Genomic DNA, 16,021 nt, shown 5'->3' with positions numbered 1-16,021 from the left:
AAGTTTGCGTTTCCTGCTAAACACGAGAAGCGCATTGTCAAACATGCTACCTAAGCAATTAGGTAGTTTTTTTATTTTGGACGGTGAGAACTCTCTAACCCGAATTCACGTTTGATTAGCTGGGATAAAACAGTTTATCCGTGTTGCTATATGCCCAAGCAATGCGATCGGGGTCTTTGGTTTGGCTCCAGTTTGGAAAGTCGGTAGTAAGTTTACGACGACCAATAGTGCCCGCTGCAACCTGAAACCGCTGTGCTAATTTAGTTTGATTAAGGGGCTGTGTGGGTTGTCTGTATGGTTGGGGTAGGTGGGTGACTGACTCAAATAGGTAGATAATAGTGCCGTTGTCGGTACAGTCAATACCTGCATTGTATTCTGCGGCTTTACCATCTAAAAAGGCTTTTGCGAGATCGTTAGGCTGATGGGTTTGCAGATTAAAATCAAGTAATGTGACTCTGCCCTGATTTTTCTGAATAATTCGATAGAGCGTTTGGTTGAGATGCGCAATTGTCTGTTGCTGCGCCAACCATCCCTGCTGCTGTTGGTTAAGCTTCTCGCACTTTTGCAGTTGAACCTTATAACTGACAATGACGAAGATTTTCCAGAGGAGATATGCACCACCAATCACGATCGCAATCGGTAGGATTGCCTGGACAATGGTGATGCAAATTCCCACAACGACAAATAAGCCGATGATGTAGCCCATGATAGATTCCCCAAAAGCCCTCGCGATGAAATATAGGTGTCTCTACAATTTATACTTCCGAATTAATTCCATTGCTTTGCGATAGTCATCCATTCGACGCTGTTGCTTAAAGATTTGTGCGGCATCGGTTAAGTCTGCAAGGGCTCCTTTTTTATCTCCCAAACGAATCTTGGTCAACCCTCGATTACCATAGGCTTCAGGATAATCAGGCTTGAGACGAATTGCTTCAGAATAGTCTGCGATCGCACCTTGATAGTCTTCTAAAGTTTTCTTGGTAATGGCACGATTGTAGTAGGGTATGGCATAGTCAGGCTCCAGACGAATCGCCTCAGAATAGTCTGCGATCGCACCTTGGTAGTCTTCTAAAGCATCTTTCGCATTTCCCCGATTGTTGTAGGCAGAGGCATGGTTGGGTTTGAGACGAATCGCTTGGTTGTAAGCTGTAATTGCACTCTGATAGTCCCCAGAAGCATAGAATGAATTCCCCCGATCGTAGGAGGTCTCGGCATCAGTTTGCTTTTGACGAGGGCGATCGCTTTCGTTTAAAGTAATTTCTTGGTAGGTATCTAAAGTATCCTTCGCATTTCCCTGATGGTTATCGACCGAGGCATTACCATCACCAACACCAGCTAGTACAATCGCCCCCGCTACAACAAAGAAAGTCCCCGCCTTACCTAAAAACACGATCGATTCTCCTCTGCTAGAAATGCTGTTCACTTTATCCTATCCCTAGATTCCTTTTTTGAAAATCACCGAATGATTTTGGGAATTTGACAAAAGGACAAAAGACTGAGACCAGAAGCTTGGTAGTCAAGCGATCGCCTTTTCAAGTAAAGTTTTGAATAATTTGCTGAAATTTCTCGTTGATTTGTAGTTACAAGAAAGGTGACAGCTATGGCTAAAGGTTTTGCTGAGTTGGGTCTTGCAAGTTTGTTGTTTTTCTTGCCCGTACAAGGGATATGCCCCCTACTCAATCTAGAAGCACAGGCACAAACAGACCGACAGACAGAAGCGGGTAGATTGATAAATCAGGGGTTACAGCAATATCGCAGCAGTCAGTTTGAGTCAGCATTTCGATCGTGGCAACAGGCGTTGCAAATCTATCGAGACCTTAAAGACCGAACAGGTGAAGGAAAAGTCTTGAACAATCTTGGCATTGCTTACTATAGCCTTGGACAATATGGAAAGGCAGTTGATTTCTTTCAACAGCGTTTGACAATCGCACGCGAACTCAACGATCGTAAGAGTGAAGCCAATGCACTCGATAGTTTGGGTCTGAATTACATTCAGTTGGGACAATATGAGAAAACAATCGTTTTTTACCCTCAGGCAATAGAGATATTCCGCAAACTTAACGATCGTAAAAACGAAGGAAATTCTCTCGGCAATCTCGCAATTGCGTACCGCGAGATAGGGCAATATGACAAAGCGATCGCTTCCCACCAGCAACAATTGGCGATTACTCGTGAGATCGAAGATCGCGCAGGCGAAGGTAGAGCACTCGGTGGACTTGGTATTGCGTACCGCGAAATAGGGCAATACGACAAAGCCATTAGCTATCTTCAACAAGATATGGCGATCGCCCGCGAACTCAAAGACCGTAACGGCGAAGCAAGGGCACTCAACAATCTCGGCATCGCTTACAGTAACTTAAAGAAACCTGAGAAAACAATTGCCATATACCAGAAGGCTTTAGATCTGCTACGCGAACTTAAAGACCGTGCCAGTGAGACAAGAGCACTTGGCAATCTTGCCATTGCTTATCGCGAACTTGGGCAATATGACAAGGCAATTGCTTTCCACCAGCAACAATTGGCGCTCGCACGCGAGCTTAAAGACCGTGTTAGTGAAGGAAAAGCGCTTGGTGGGCTTGGCATTGCTTACCATGCAAGCGGACAATATGACCGAGCGCTCGCGTCCTATCAGCAAGACTTAGCGATCGCTCTCGAACTTAAAGACCGAAGTGGCGAAGCAAGAGCGCTCAATAATTTAGGCTTTTTATTGGCTAATCTAAATCAACCCGAACTTGCCATTCTCAATTACAAACAATCCGTCAGCATCCAAGAATCAATCCGTAAAGATCTGAACGGTCTGAGTAAAGAAGAGCAAAAGTCCTTCTTGGAAACCGTTGCAGATACCTATCGTCACCTTGCCGACTTACTACTCAAACAAGGACGCGTCACAGAAGCAATGCAAATCCTTGACCTCCTTAAAATCCAAGAACTCGAAGATTATCTCAAAAACATCAAAGGGAACGATCGCACTAGTCAGGGTATTCGACTTTTAGAACCTGAAGTGGCAATCAGTCGTCAGTCGTCAGTTATCAGTTTTGAGCAGATTCCCACTTTGAATCACCAACTGGCTAGCCAGATTCAAAAACTACCCAAAGCAGAAATTAATAGGGTTCCTGAATATCTACAAAAGTTACCTCAAGGAGTTGTCTTAATCTATCCTCTAATTCTCGAAGAGCGCCTCGAACTCATCATCTTTTCTGCGAACGGTCTTCCCGTAAACCGTACCGTTGCGCTCAAAAAAGCCGATCTAGAGAAACTCGTCACTAATTTTCGTTCTGACCTGCAAGACTTCAGTTCTATGGATGTCAAGGATTCTAGTAAAAAGCTCTACGACGTTCTGATCGAGCCGATCGCATCTGACCTCAAACAAGCAAACGCCAATACAATTCTCTATGCTCCCGATCGCCAACTACGTTATATTCCCCTTGCTGCCCTCTACGACGGCAAGCAATGGCTAGTCGAGAAATATCGCGTAAATAACTTGATTGCCTACAGTCTCTTTGACCCAGATAGTAAACCCCAAGCAAATCTCCGCATTTTTGCAGGCGCATTTGGCGGCAAGGGCAGTGAAACTCGCTTTGGTCTGGGTGGACTACCTTCCACGATTCCTGAAGTCGAGAATATTGCCTCTACCTTTTCGGATACGACCAAGTTAGTCGAACAGAACTTTACCGCAAATGATACGAAAGCAAAAGTCATAGGACAGACAATTATTCATTTCGCCACTCACGCTGAATTTAAATCTGGCAAACCTTCAGATTCCTATGTGTTGTTTGGGGATGGTAGCAAAGTTACCCTTGCTGAGATTAACGGGTGGCAGCTTAAAGATGCCGATCTGGTGGTTCTGAGTGCCTGTCAAACGGGTGTAGGCAGTTTAGGGAATGGTTCCGAGATTCTCGGTTTTGGCTATCAGGTCCAGAGAGCAGGCGCAAAAGCTTCCATCGCTTCTCTCTGGACTGTATCCGACGGTGGTACGCAGCTATTGATGGAGGCGTTTTATAGAAGTTTGAAAAAGGGAAATGCCAGCATGTCAGCCTCCTTGCGGGAGGCACAACTCAGCATGATTCGCAAACCGATCGAATCGGGTGGCGTTAATTTCAATCATCCCTATTATTGGTCTGCATTTGTTTTAATTGGGAATGGTTTGTAGGTAGGTGGACATCATTGAATGTAGGAGTGAAAGTATTGGTGAATGTAAATAACATCAGTCATTCCATTAGATGGAAACAGCTCACAATGCCGCGAGAATGAATTCCACAGGATTGATAGAAGCTGTGTCAACCTCTATCAATTGTTGCTTCTCTTGGGGGGTGAAATCCTCAAAACTGGCTTTCTGGCTGACAAGCAGATCGACTGTGGCATCAGCAATATCGCGATTAGAACTGGTACGATCGCGCAATCTTTGCTCTAAGATCTCTACTGGGGCGGTGCAGTAAATCATCTGACATGGAATCTGCGCTTGAACCGCTGCTTTAAGCACTTGAGCGCGTAAGGCTAAGCGATCGTATTTCGCATCCAAAATCACTGTAAATCCTTCTTTTGCCAGCAAGATACCTAGTTCGCAGAGCTTGGTATAGGTTTTCTGCGTCATCTCAGGTGTATAGAGTCCCTGTCCCCCACGTTCCATTAGATCGATGCCAGCAATGTGCTTTCTCACAGCATCCGATCGCAGATGAATGGCGCCTAGTTTTTGGGCTAGGGCTTTTGCTGTCGTACTCTTGCCACTGCCAGACAAGCCCGATACGAGCAACAGCTTGCCTTGCTGGGGTTGGGTATATTCGTAAGCCAGTTGATAATAAGCGGATGCTTCCTGTTTTGCGTTCTGTTTAACATCAGCAGGGATATTGGGATCGTCTAACAAGAAAGAAGTCACCTTGGCACGGATATAGGCACGCATACTGCAATATAAAGGCAGAAGCTGCGCCGCCGCATAATCGCCCGTACTTTCAAGATAAGTATTTAAGAACGCATTCGCTAGGTCGGGTCTTCCACGAAATTGCAAATCCATAAATAGGAATGCAGCATCATAGACGACATCGCTATTGCGGAAAGGTTCGTTAAACTCAATGCAGTCAAAGATTTGAATCTTGCCGTTGTACAAGCAAATATTCTTTAAGTGCAGATCGCCATGACATTCCTTAACCTTGCCTTGGGCAATACGATCGCGGAATAAATCTTCATGTTCGGTAAAAAATTTCTCGGTATAGGCACGGGTGCGATCGAACTGATCTTGGGTTTGCGCAATTCCAATATACTTCTGCGTATGCTGGTAATTGTCTTCGGCAACCGTTCTTACGGCTGACATTGTGCCAAAACTGGCAATGCGATCGCTGGTGGCGGCATGGGCATGAAACGTAGCCAGTTGTTTGCCAATATCGACAACATTCTCTAGGGTAAGTTTTCCTGCTTCAAAAAGCTCAATGAGGAGATTGTCTTGAGAGAACTGTGGCATTTGAATCGCGTATTCCACAGGTTCAATTTCAGCCCGTTCTTGGGAGTCACCTGAAGCGAAGGCGAACTTGCCATCTTTTTCTACAATCCCTAAGACTCCTAAATATAATTCTGGTGCGAGGCGGCGGTTGAGTCTAATTTCCTCTTGGCAAAAATAATGTCGCTTCTGTAAGGTCGAAAAATCTAAAAAACCAAAGTTCATCGGCTTTTTGATTTTGTAAGCATATTTTCCTGTTAACAAAACAAACGAAATGTGCGTTTGCATTAACACGATGGGCTCTGTGACTTCATGGTCGTAAAAGTCAGCCGAGAGCATTTGTTCGATCAAGATGGGTAAGGACATGAAATCAAAGTTACAGACTAAACAGCAAAAGCGATCGCAAATTGAATCATATCAAGTTCTTTTCAATAGCAATAATTTATTTGTATCGTTTAGCAACTAATGGTGCAAGATCTCAGCTAGTGTAGTCAAATAGAATAATCAGATCGCCTGTTAATCCTTTGCTGCGAGAAAAGGGGGAATCTCTCATTCTTGCGATTTGAGATCTAACAAAAGAAGTCTAAAGGATTTGCATCGCTTCGCTTAAGTTTAATAATAGCTTGTAATAGCGAATCACCCCTACAAGAAAAAGAACTAAGGTCAATACGGCCAAGATAGGAAAAAACACAGCTAATCCCAGCGATACAATCAGTCCTATACCAATCAGCAAAATCCCCTCTGCATCTTTTGCAAGGTTATTCTTATGGATAAATTCTGCAACCTGTTTGAGAAAGATTAAGAAGGAGACATAAGCGATCGCTGAGATCGTCGTTTGAAAATCCGAAACAATTTTGGGAAGTTCTATGAAGTAACTCAAACCACCAATGATAATCGAAATTACATCGAAAACGACAGATATATAGATCGTTTCTTTCCCAGTCATTCTATCTGGAGCCGTTAAGCAAAACAATTTGCCCACAATAGCCATAATCTGAGCGATCGCCAGTGCAATTACAAAAGCGATCGCTACAAGTGCAACAAGTCCTAGGTTCCCAGTAAAGGGTGAAATAATGAGAATAATAATGCTTAAGACGGTGAGGGCAAGGCTGTAATAGAGTAGCGAAATCCCCATGGGTACTTTAGTTTGCTTAAGTTGCCTCGCAGGGTTTGGATTTTGTCTAGAATTATTTTGCTGTCTCATAGAGGTCTGAGGTTGGTTCCTTGCAGTTTAAAGCCACGAAAGTTTTATTGCAACCCACTACAATTCCTGTCAGACAAATCTCATCAGACAAATCTCAGGATTTTGACCTTCTCAAAGGCTCCTTGTTTTCTCGATTCTATGCAAATCGCTCCGATTATTTAGCAATCAAATATTGCTAAATATCAGACTGAGTTCCTCAAGTCCATCTAATAGGTTAGCAAGCCGATCTTCTAGCAGATGGGATAGTCGATCGGCAATGCGATCGCGGGTAACTTGACGAACGGATTGTAAATGCTCTTCCCCTTTGGGTGTGAGGGTTAACACGACTTGCCTTCGCAATTTAGGATGCTCGATACGCGTGACAAATTGTTTTTGTACCAAACGCTCAACCATTACAGAGGTAGAGGCACTACTAACGCCAAGATAATCGGCGAGTTCGGCAAGAGATGCGCCCATATTCGCCTGCAAAAAAGCCAGAGTACGTAACTGCGGAATCGAAAGACAGGAAGATTTTTGCTGGCGCACCTCGGTATGAATACATTGCATCACAGTGGGGATAACATCCATAACTCTCGTAGCGCAATGTTGGGATGAAATTGAGTTATGTGATGCATTCATCTTGACCAATTGGATGTAGTAATGTAGTAATACTAAATGTTAGCTAAGTTAACAATCAGAATACCTTAAATTTGCAAAAATGCGAACTGCTTGAAAAGCAAACTTGAGAACCATGCGACATCCTATTTTTTCTGCATTACTCTTGATTTCGGTTTTGATAGGAAGCCCCTGTCTGCTTACGGCTTGTGGGACATCTCAGACCCAGTCAGACAAAGCAGGGAAAGACGAGAAAAAGGCAGTTCTTGTGGTTTTGGCAGTCGCAAAACGCCAAAGTATCCCGCTCTTGGTGCAGACTACGGGTGTTGTGCAGGCCTACGCAACAGTATCTGTTAAATCTCAGATCGCGGGGCAGCTCGTCGAAGTTTATTTCAAAGAAGGGCAGGATGTCAGTCAAGGAGATCGCTTATTTACGATCGATCCGCGTTTGCTGGAGGCAAATTTGGCAAATGCGATCGCCAATCGCGACAAAGCCGCAGCCCAAGTAGCTCAGGCTCAGGCTCAGGTGGGGCAAGCCCAAGCGCAGGTACTCCAAGCCCAAGCAAACGTGGCGAGAGATGTGGCACAGGCAAAGAATGCCACGCGGCAGGCAGAGCGTTATACGGGCTTACAGAAGCAGGGTGTAATTAGCCAGAACCAAGCAGAGCAATTTACTTCTACGGCTGAGTCACAACAAGCGATCGTCGTCGCTAGCCAAAGTAATGTGGGCAATGCGATCGCAGCGGTAGATTCTGCCGAAGCCAATCTTGAAAATGCTAGAGCGGCTTTAAATTCGGCGGATGCTGTGGTTGAGAGTGTCAGAGTTCAGCTTACCTATACAGCAATCTTTGCACCGATTGATGGTCGTGTTGGAAAACTGAATGTGGATCGGGGCAACTTGGTCAAAGATAACGACACAAACCCTTTAGTTGTCATTAGTCAAATTACACCTATTTATGTGGAATTCTCGGTTCCGCAGCGGTTACTTCCCGAGATCAAAAAATATCAAGCTCAGAAAAAATTAACCGTAGAGGCAAACCCACCTCAAGATTCAGGAAAACCCGCGCAGGGCGAATTGGTATTTGTCGATAGCACAGTGGATGCCGCCACAGGCACGATCAAACTAAAAGCGCAATTTGCGAATCCACTCAAACAACTTACCCCGGGGCAATTTGTGAATGTCAAGCTAAAACTTGCTGAAAAGCCTAATGCGATCGCTGTACCCACCATAGCTATACAAACTGGGCAAAAAGGTACTTTTGTTTATGTAATCAAATCCGATCAAACGGTGGAAATGCGTCCTGTTACGACTGGAACCACTGTGGACAATTTGATTGCGGTTGAGAAGGGCTTAGAAGATGGCGAACGCGTGGTTATAGACGGACAATTTAATCTTTCGCCCGGAGTCTTGGTGAAAGAGCAAGAAAAAGGAAAGGAAGAAAAAGGAAAAGAAGGGAAAGAAGAAAAAGGAAAAGAGAAGGAGAAATAGAAGCGCTCAGGCATCCTTAAAAGCAAAGGAAAAAAGGAAACATGAATATCCCTGATTTAGAGGAATTTAGGAGGAGTAGATCGCAGCTCTTATAGAACGGGTCAAAGTATTTTTTATCCAATAGGTTTTCTATGAATCTCTCTGAAATCTTTATTCGTCGTCCGATCATGACTGTTTTGGTGATGATGGGCATTTTGATTTTTGGACTCGCTAGCTACCGTTTACTGCCTGTGAGCGATCTGCCGAATGTGGATTTCCCTAGTATTCAGGTGACGGCTAACTTACCCGGTGCTAGCCCTGAAACCATGGCATCCTCGGTTGCAACGCCTTTAGAACAACAGTTTTCGACAATCGCGGGCATTAGCTCCATGAACTCGACAAGTACGATTGGTACTTCTCAAATTACGCTGCAATTTGACCTCAGTCGTAACATTGACGGAGCCGCTCAAGATGTGCAGTCCGCAATTTCAGGTGCGGCGCGGAGGCTTCCCGCCACCATGCCCACGCCTCCTACCTTTCGTAAGGTAAATCCAGCCGATCAACCGATTTTCTATCTGTCGCTCAACTCAACGGTGTTACCACTATCAGAAGTCAATAAATATGCCGAGACGCAGTTGGCTCAGCGTATTTCCACGATTGATGGGGTAGCCCAAGTGAATGTGATGGGTTCCCAAAAGTATGCTGTGCGCGTACTAGTCGATCCGCAATCGCTTAGTGCCAAAGGCTTTGGCATTGATGAGGTTGCAACAGCGATCGACAAGGGGAATTCTAACCAGCCTACGGGTACGCTGAATGGAACGCAACAGAATGCCACCATTTCCACGAATGGGCAACTAACCAATGCTGAGGACTTTGCAAAAATAATCGTCACCTATCGCAATGGTTCGCCAATCCAGCTAAGCGAGATCGGGCAGGTGATTGATAGCGTAGAGAATGACAAATTAGCGAGTTGGTTTAACGGGAAACGCGCGATCGTGCTGTCAATTCAGAAGCAACCCGGAACCAATACGGTTGAGACCGTCGAGCGGATTCGCAAGATTTTACCCGACTTTCGCAAGCAAATTCCTGCTGCCGTGAATATGGAAGTGCTGTTCGATCGCTCCGAACCAATTAAGGAATCGATTGATGATGTACAGTTCACCCTGCTGCTGACGATCTTTTTGGTTGTCGTGGTAATTTTCTTGTTTTTACGCAATCTCTCGGCGACGATCATTCCCAGCCTAGCCGTGCCGCTTTCCTTGATTGGCACGTTTGGGGTCATGTTCTTGCTGGGCTACTCTTTGGATAACATCTCGTTGATGGCACTCACGCTTTCAGTTGGATTTGTGGTTGATGATGCTGTCGTTATGCTAGAGAATATTGTGCGCTATATGGAAGAGGGCGAAAAACCTTTCCGTGCTGCGCTCAGAGCCTCTCAGGAAATTGGCTTTACGATTCTCTCGATGACGATTTCGCTGGTTGCCGTGTTTATTCCTATTCTATTTATGGGTGGCATCTTAGGCAGACTGTTTAAGGAATTTGCCGTTACGATTAGCGTTGCGATCCTGATGTCAGGGCTGATCGCGATTAGCTTAACCCCAATGTTATGCTCGAGATTTCTACGAGTAACAGAACACAAACACGAAGAAGATCCCCAACTGCTCGCGATCGCCGCATCCGATCTTTCTCAAGAATATGCCCAAGAATATACTCAAGAATATATAGGTTCGGCTGGTTCCACAGATACAGTGCAAATCACCGTATCTGACGGTGGGCAAGAATATACAAGTTCTACGAGTCCTACAGATATCACTCAAACCGTCGGTGGAAACGGTCAAACGATTGCTGGAAATGTCCAAACGGTTGTTGGTGGAAATAGTTCGCCACCGCCTCGATCTGCTTCGTCATCCTTTTTGGCTCGTTTGTACGATCTATCAGAGAGATTCTTTATTAACATGCAGAATGGTTATGCTTGGAGTTTGAAAAAAGCATTTAAGCACCATCGCATTACCTCTACGCTCTCCGCCTCGATTTTAGTGGGAACCGTTGTTCTATTTGCGATCGTACCCAAGGGTTTTATTCCTAACACAGATATTGGCTATATCACCGCCACCACCCAAGCTTCTCCAGATATTGCCTTTGACGCCATGGTGCAAAAACAACAAGCCATTGTCGATATCATTCGCAAAGATGAGAATGTTAAAGCCGTAAACTCAACCGTTGGTGCAGGAGGACCCAATGCCACAGCCAATACTGGACGGATTTTTATCCCACTTAAGCCTCGCAATCAGCGATCGCTAAGTTCGGATGAGTTTCTGCAAGAATTGCGTCCAAAACTGACGAAAGTTCCGGGGATCAAAGTCTTTTTGCAAAATCCCCCCGCAATTAACATCGGTGGGCAGCAAACCAAGGCACAGTATCAGTTTACCTTGAAAGCCACGAGTTTTGAGGAATTACAGAAGTATGCGCCTGCCTTTGAGAAAGAACTGCGTAAATTACCCGAACTCCTAGATGTCAACACCGATCTGCAAATTAACAATCCCCAAGCTTACGTCAAGATTAACCGCGATCAAGCGGCTCGGTATGGCTTAACTGCGAACCAAATTGAGACGGCTTTGTCCTATGCCTATGGTACGAGGCAGATTTCGACGATCTATGCATCGGATAGTCAATATCAAGTCATTTTGGTTGTGGGCACAGAATATCAACGAGATCGCAATGGTTTGGATTTGCTCTCAGTGCGATCGCCCAATGGTCAATTAGTCCCACTCAATGCAGTTGCCACAATCGAGCGATCGGTTGGACCTTTGGTAGTTACGCACTCGGGACAACTGGCTTCGGTGACACTCTCGTTTAATTTAAAGCCTGGGATTTCGCTCGGTGACGTCACGGGCAAGATTACCGAACTGGCAAACCAAACCTTACCTAGTGATATCAGCACGGGGTTTCAAGGCTCGGCACAGGCATTCCAAGATTCTTTACAGGGTTTACCATTTCTACTGCTTGCGGCAATTTTCATCATCTACATCGTGCTAGGTATTCTGTACGAAGATTTCATCCATCCGATTACCATTCTCTCTAGCCTTCCCTCTGCGGGCTTCGGTGCGTTAATCACGCTCTTGGTATTTCGGGTTGATTTAAATATCTATTCTTTTATCGGCATCATTCTTTTAATTGGGATTGTCAAAAAGAATGGGATCATGATGATTGACTTTGCGATCGGCGCTCGCAACGACGGGAAGAGTCCCGTAGATGCGATTTACGAAGCCTGCTTGGTTCGCTTTCGTCCCATTATGATGACGACAATGGCAGCGCTGATGGGAACCCTACCGATCGCTCTTGGCTTTGGTGCTGGTGCTGAAGCCCGTCGCCCTCTGGGGCTAGTGGTTGTGGGTGGTCTACTGTTCTCGCAATTCCTGACGCTCTATCTCACACCTGTGTTCTATACCAATATGGAGTCTTTAAAGCGAAGATTTAGCAAGCAGCGCAAAACTGCTGTTGTAGAGTAATATTACGTAACGCATATAGCAAGTCTATTTGCAGGGTGGGATTTATAAGTTATGAGTTTTTCCCTACGATCTACGATACAAGGCAAAACAAGAATTCCTTGCGAATCATCCCTTGAACGCGGATCAGATTGATATTCAGTTTGTCAGCTATGGAATGGATGGAATAGGAGCAGCTTTTGCACTTGGCTTTTGTGCCGTACTAGTAGAAGGAAGCGTTTCACTATCAGGTGTGGCAATGTCCCCAGGTTGAATCAATTTGATCGTCATTTGATTTTGCTTGATCCAGCCCTGCTTTCTTAAAAATACTTCTTGAGACTTGCCCGAATCAAAAGTTTGGGGTAGCTTGGCGCGTAGTGCATTTACTCTTTGTTCGGCACTTTCGACCTCAGCCGAAATAGAATCTAATCTCTCTTTTTGCACGGCTTGATAGGGCATCAACTTCGTTAAAGCAATAATTGCTGCTGCCGACAAAAATATATTGACAGCAATCACAACGGCAGCTTCTAAGCCCTTTGTCCTGTTTTGCTGCGATCGCTGGCGTTTAAACTTTGCTTCAGCAGCCTCACTATAGCTAACTTCACGATAGTCAGAGAAAGCTATAACTGAACTTGCCTTTGTTGTTGGCGCTACAGATTGAGCATTTGCATATAGCGACTTTTGAGACTGAGATCTCAAGCTTCCTTGACTACCAGATTGAGTTGAAGCCTGACCAGTCGTTTGACCACTAGACTGATTGCCAGATAAACCACTCCGCGACGTTTCCTTACCTTGCTGATTGGTAGCAGGCTTTCGACGCAAGGGACGGTTAGGTTCTTGCGAAGATGGAAAGTGGGATGCGCCTCGTCTGGCAACCATCTAATGACCTCTAGCTAAATAAAGTTAGATATGATGACTAAGAATTGTACAGAGCAGAACCAAGCAAGAGCGCTAGAACTGCGGGGAACAAGGCGACAACCAGAGCTGTCAAAACTTGAGCCTCTGATAAACCCATAAATTAACTCCTTAATATAAGCAGATGATGTGATTTTAACAATACACTGTTGCTAGGAAAATTGACTAGTCATGCCAACAATTATCACTTAACTTTACGGATAATTGCTGCAATCATAGAGCAAGATCTGAATTATTAGAATCTTCACTGATTAGATCTGCGATCGGCAAGGGCTAAAATGCTTGGCTTTTCTAGATTTGGCATCTTTTTGAGATATCGATCCTTAATTGTTTGTGAATGTTGTAAGGGTTCTAGCCCTTGTAGGCAAGATGCCTATGCTACAAATTCATTACAACTCATTTAGGATTGCTATATAAAGCCTACAAATAGATCTCACGACCTGCCTCTGTAAATTTGACTTCATTGACTGTCAAAGCCTGATTTTGCATCAGGGTGGTTTTAATCGAAGCAAACAGGGCAAATTGTTCGCAGCTAGATAAAGAGGTCATGCGCCTTTGCGAACTTGGATCGAGGGTAATATCGACGGTGGCAACGCCATTTTCTAGGGTGACTTTATAGCCACTGACCCTAAAGCCATAAATTCTCTGATGCTCTAGCAAACTTCTTAAAGTTCTGGTTGCAGTTTCTTGCTCCGAACTTGAGGTAGGAATTTGTTCGATCGCGGCGATTAGGCGCTCGCATTGACTATCTGCATAAAAAATCTGCGTTGGTGTAGTCTTTGCATTAGCTTTTGGCAAATCTGGTTTCGGCAGATCGGAAACAATTGAGTCTGATGGAATTTGATAAGGATTTGATGCGGTGGTTAGTTTCTCTGCCGTCGGGCTTAAGATATGTTGAGGTTTGCCTAGGTTAGTATTTTCTGTCTGAAACGATTTTGCGGACTGCTCGGAGCGATCGCTAATATTCAAAGGATTTTGCTGAGCTACCAAATAGCCACATAAGATACTTAGACCTAATAAGCCTATGTATAAAGGGGGCTGCCAAGAGTTCTGCAAAATTTTTTTCATAGCACTGTAAAGATTCTGAATCGATCGGACATAGCTCAGTAAAGATCCTATCTTTTGACTGATAAGTTATGGCAAAAGTTTCTATTACATTAAGTTTCATGGTGTAATATTATGGTCTCGCACAGGATCAGTATCAAGCGGACTCACTCTCGATGACTGCACAAAAAATTCTGGTGATTGATGACAGCATCATGATCCGCAAAATGGTTAAAAGCATACTTGCGGACAAGTACGAAGTGCTGGAAGCCAATGATGGCAAAACAGGGCTTGATGCCGCAAGACGAATTTTCCCTGATTTGATTTTGCTTGATTTTGTGATGCCTAAATATAATGGGTATCAAACATTACAGGCGATTCGACGGGTCGAAGGTTTGCAAGATACACCTGTAATCATGATTTCAGGCTTAAAAGAGCAGGTTGCCGAACATGTGCCTGAGCCATTTGTTGGTTTTGAGTTTCTTGAGAAACCGTTTGAGGCAGAAGTATTAGTCTCTCGCATTCAAAGTTTACTCAGTGGCTCGGCACCTCAAAGTGCAGCTGAAGTCGTACAGCCAGTAGTCAGTCTTTCCGCACCGCTACCGCCCCCCCCTCTTAAAGAAAGAGACGTTACTAAAGGTGACGAGCCTAGCCTGCAAACGGTGATGGCGAAACTAACTTCAACCGAGACCCTATTAGTTCAGGGGATCGAGAACTTGGTACAGCGCGAAGTGGTTGCCAGAATTAATGCTTTAAGCGATCGCGTTGAAAAGCAAGACGCAGTCGTGGCTTCTATGGAACAGCGTCTAGATCGACTTCAGCAACTCCTCGAGCACCAAAATAAAGGCTTAATGGTGATTCTCAGAGAAATTAAAGCCTTGCAATCTGTACGTCAATAGACAATTGGCAATTCCAGCAATAACTTTTTAAAATCGTGGAAACGCACAGATTTTCACAATTTTTTGTATAGAAGTACCTCAAAGTTTTGCTCTATTTGGTTATGATAGTAGTGTTGCTCTAGTACGTTCAATTTTCGCAAACGATAAGCTGAAGTTAGTTTAGGAGAAAGCTATGGTTTTAGTTGCGCAGGCAAGCCAAAGTGAAAGAACCCTGTTCATTCAACGTACCTATGGCCATCTTGCAGGGGCAGTAGCAGCTTTTACGCTTTTAGAATTTGCTTTTCTGAATTCGCCCTTAGCTGGAATGATGTTAAATCTCCTTGCTGCCAATCGATATATGTGGTTGGCGCTTTTAGGAGGCTTTGCCCTATTGGGGTGGTTAGCAAGAGAGCTAGCTTCTCGAACATCTTCTTTGCAATCTCAATATATGGGACTGGGATTCTATGTGATTGCGGAAGCAATCATTTTTGTCCCGCTTCTATTCATTGCAATTCATTTCTCAAGTCCTTCGGTCTTACCCAATGCTGTTGTTTTGACAGGGGTAATGTTTGCGGGGTTGACCGCGATCGCTTTTACAACGCGCCAAGACTTCTCTTTTTTAAGAGGCGCGTTAACGATGGGTGGATTTATCGCCCTCGGGCTGATTTTGTGCAGCATTATGTTTGGCTTTAGCCTTGGGCTTTGGTTCTCGCTGGCTATGGTTGTCTTTGCCTGTGCTGCCATTTTGTATGACACCTCAAATATCATCCATCATTTCTCAACGGAGCAGTATGTGGCAGCATCGCTGGAGTTGTTTGCTTCGGTGGCACTACTGTTTTGGTATATCCTCCGCATTTTGATGGAGTTTAATCGTCGCTAAATTCAAACTGGACTTTGGACTAGAAAAAGAAAAAAAGGCAGCAGGTGCTTGGCACAAACTGCCAAAAGAGCAATGATCAATTAACCAAAATTGACATTGACAATAATGATTTTCCAGAAACTCCA

Annotated in this window: 13 protein-coding genes; 5 read left to right on the top strand and 8 right to left on the bottom strand. The window is 44.6% G+C overall.

Features of this window, described 5'->3' with window-relative positions; translation table 11 throughout:
* Positions 1-115: 115 nt before the first annotated feature.
* The gene (locus ACP2WE_RS24150; protein WP_425218076.1) at positions 116-706 is read right to left on the bottom strand and encodes a hypothetical protein; all 591 of its coding nucleotides are present in this window, start codon (positions 704-706) and stop codon (positions 116-118) included.
* A 42-nt stretch (positions 707-748) separates the two neighbouring features.
* A complete protein-coding gene (locus ACP2WE_RS24145; RefSeq protein WP_425218075.1) occupies positions 749-1,423 on the bottom strand; it encodes a tetratricopeptide repeat protein in 675 nt (224 codons plus the stop codon).
* A 177-nt stretch (positions 1,424-1,600) separates the two neighbouring features.
* On the opposite strand from ACP2WE_RS24145, the gene ACP2WE_RS24140 reads away from it, so the two are divergent.
* Positions 1,601-4,150, top strand: a complete 2,550-nt coding sequence (locus ACP2WE_RS24140; protein WP_425218074.1) for a tetratricopeptide repeat protein — start codon at positions 1,601-1,603, stop codon at positions 4,148-4,150.
* A gap of 81 nt (positions 4,151-4,231) precedes the next feature.
* On the opposite strand, the gene ACP2WE_RS24135 is transcribed toward ACP2WE_RS24140, so the two are convergent.
* From ACP2WE_RS24135 to ACP2WE_RS24125, 3 genes are all read right to left on the bottom strand, one after another.
* Positions 4,232-5,794, bottom strand: a complete 1,563-nt coding sequence (locus tag ACP2WE_RS24135) for a bifunctional aminoglycoside phosphotransferase/ATP-binding protein (RefSeq protein ID WP_425218073.1) — start codon at positions 5,792-5,794, stop codon at positions 4,232-4,234.
* Positions 5,795-6,011: 217 nt separating this feature from the next.
* Positions 6,012-6,632, bottom strand: coding sequence for a hypothetical protein (locus ACP2WE_RS24130; protein WP_425218072.1), 621 nt, complete (start codon positions 6,630-6,632; stop codon positions 6,012-6,014).
* A 165-nt stretch (positions 6,633-6,797) separates the two neighbouring features.
* Complete coding sequence (locus ACP2WE_RS24125) at positions 6,798-7,199, bottom strand: MarR family winged helix-turn-helix transcriptional regulator (protein WP_425218071.1); 402 nt, start codon at positions 7,197-7,199, stop codon at positions 6,798-6,800.
* A gap of 163 nt (positions 7,200-7,362) precedes the next feature.
* On the opposite strand from ACP2WE_RS24125, the gene ACP2WE_RS24120 reads away from it, so the two are divergent.
* Together ACP2WE_RS24120 and ACP2WE_RS24115 are read left to right on the top strand one after the other, a co-directional pair.
* Positions 7,363-8,715 carry an efflux RND transporter periplasmic adaptor subunit gene (locus ACP2WE_RS24120; protein WP_425218070.1) on the top strand — a complete coding sequence of 451 codons (1,353 nt, stop codon included), beginning with the start codon at positions 7,363-7,365 and terminating at the stop codon, positions 8,713-8,715.
* Positions 8,716-8,846: 131 nt separating this feature from the next.
* On the top strand, positions 8,847-12,203 hold the full coding sequence (locus ACP2WE_RS24115) for an efflux RND transporter permease subunit (protein WP_425218069.1): 3,357 nt from the start codon (positions 8,847-8,849) through the stop codon (positions 12,201-12,203).
* Positions 12,204-12,350: 147 nt separating this feature from the next.
* Here ACP2WE_RS24115 and ACP2WE_RS24110 read toward each other — a convergent pair whose 3' ends face one another.
* The 3 genes from ACP2WE_RS24110 to ACP2WE_RS24100 form a co-directional block, all read right to left on the bottom strand.
* Positions 12,351-13,058: a slr1601 family putative cell division protein gene (locus ACP2WE_RS24110; RefSeq protein ID WP_425218068.1), complete on the bottom strand. Its 708-nt coding sequence runs from the start codon at positions 13,056-13,058 to the stop codon at positions 12,351-12,353.
* Between the two features lie 37 nt (positions 13,059-13,095).
* Entirely contained in the window at positions 13,096-13,194 is a 99-nt protein-coding gene (psaM, locus tag ACP2WE_RS24105; RefSeq protein ID WP_425218067.1) for a photosystem I reaction center subunit XII, read from the bottom strand.
* 320 nt (positions 13,195-13,514) lie between these two features.
* The gene (locus ACP2WE_RS24100; RefSeq protein WP_425218066.1) at positions 13,515-14,162 is read right to left on the bottom strand and encodes a hypothetical protein; all 648 of its coding nucleotides are present in this window, start codon (positions 14,160-14,162) and stop codon (positions 13,515-13,517) included.
* Between the two features lie 152 nt (positions 14,163-14,314).
* Between ACP2WE_RS24100 and ACP2WE_RS24095 the strand changes: the two genes are divergently transcribed.
* Positions 14,315-15,037 (top strand): response regulator, encoded by a 723-nt coding sequence (locus tag ACP2WE_RS24095; RefSeq protein ID WP_425218065.1) that lies wholly within the window; start codon positions 14,315-14,317, stop codon positions 15,035-15,037.
* Positions 15,038-15,209: 172 nt separating this feature from the next.
* Positions 15,210-15,896, top strand: a complete 687-nt coding sequence (locus ACP2WE_RS24090) for a Bax inhibitor-1/YccA family protein (RefSeq protein ID WP_425218064.1) — start codon at positions 15,210-15,212, stop codon at positions 15,894-15,896.
* Positions 15,897-16,021: the final 125 nt, after the last annotated feature.

The organism is Tumidithrix helvetica PCC 7403 (assembly GCF_965232925.1).
In the GTDB taxonomy this organism is placed as follows: domain Bacteria; phylum Cyanobacteriota; class Cyanobacteriia; order Pseudanabaenales; family Pseudanabaenaceae; genus Tumidithrix; species Tumidithrix helvetica.
Note: the sequence above shows the minus strand (reverse complement) of the source record. Positions and strands in the feature narration are given on the sequence as shown.

Bases quoted from the DNA above. Each gene is read 5' to 3' on its own strand.
- ACP2WE_RS24150 (WP_425218076.1), bottom strand. From the start codon at position 706: ATGGGCTACATCATCGGCTTATTTGTCGTTGTGGGAATTTGCATCACC.
- ACP2WE_RS24140 (WP_425218074.1), top strand. From the start codon at position 1,601: ATGGCTAAAGGTTTTGCTGAGTTGGGTCTTGCAAGTTTGTTGTTTTTC.
- ACP2WE_RS24135 (WP_425218073.1), bottom strand. From the start codon at position 5,794: ATGTCCTTACCCATCTTGATCGAACAAATGCTCTCGGCTGACTTTTAC.
- ACP2WE_RS24130 (WP_425218072.1), bottom strand. From the start codon at position 6,632: ATGAGACAGCAAAATAATTCTAGACAAAATCCAAACCCTGCGAGGCAA.
- ACP2WE_RS24125 (WP_425218071.1), bottom strand. From the start codon at position 7,199: ATGGATGTTATCCCCACTGTGATGCAATGTATTCATACCGAGGTGCGC.
- ACP2WE_RS24120 (WP_425218070.1), top strand. From the start codon at position 7,363: ATGCGACATCCTATTTTTTCTGCATTACTCTTGATTTCGGTTTTGATA.
- ACP2WE_RS24115 (WP_425218069.1), top strand. From the start codon at position 8,847: ATGAATCTCTCTGAAATCTTTATTCGTCGTCCGATCATGACTGTTTTG.
- ACP2WE_RS24110 (WP_425218068.1), bottom strand. From the start codon at position 13,058: ATGGTTGCCAGACGAGGCGCATCCCACTTTCCATCTTCGCAAGAACCT.
- psaM (WP_425218067.1), bottom strand. From the start codon at position 13,194: ATGGGTTTATCAGAGGCTCAAGTTTTGACAGCTCTGGTTGTCGCCTTG.
- ACP2WE_RS24100 (WP_425218066.1), bottom strand. From the start codon at position 14,162: ATGAAAAAAATTTTGCAGAACTCTTGGCAGCCCCCTTTATACATAGGC.
- ACP2WE_RS24095 (WP_425218065.1), top strand. From the start codon at position 14,315: ATGACTGCACAAAAAATTCTGGTGATTGATGACAGCATCATGATCCGC.
- ACP2WE_RS24090 (WP_425218064.1), top strand. From the start codon at position 15,210: ATGGTTTTAGTTGCGCAGGCAAGCCAAAGTGAAAGAACCCTGTTCATT.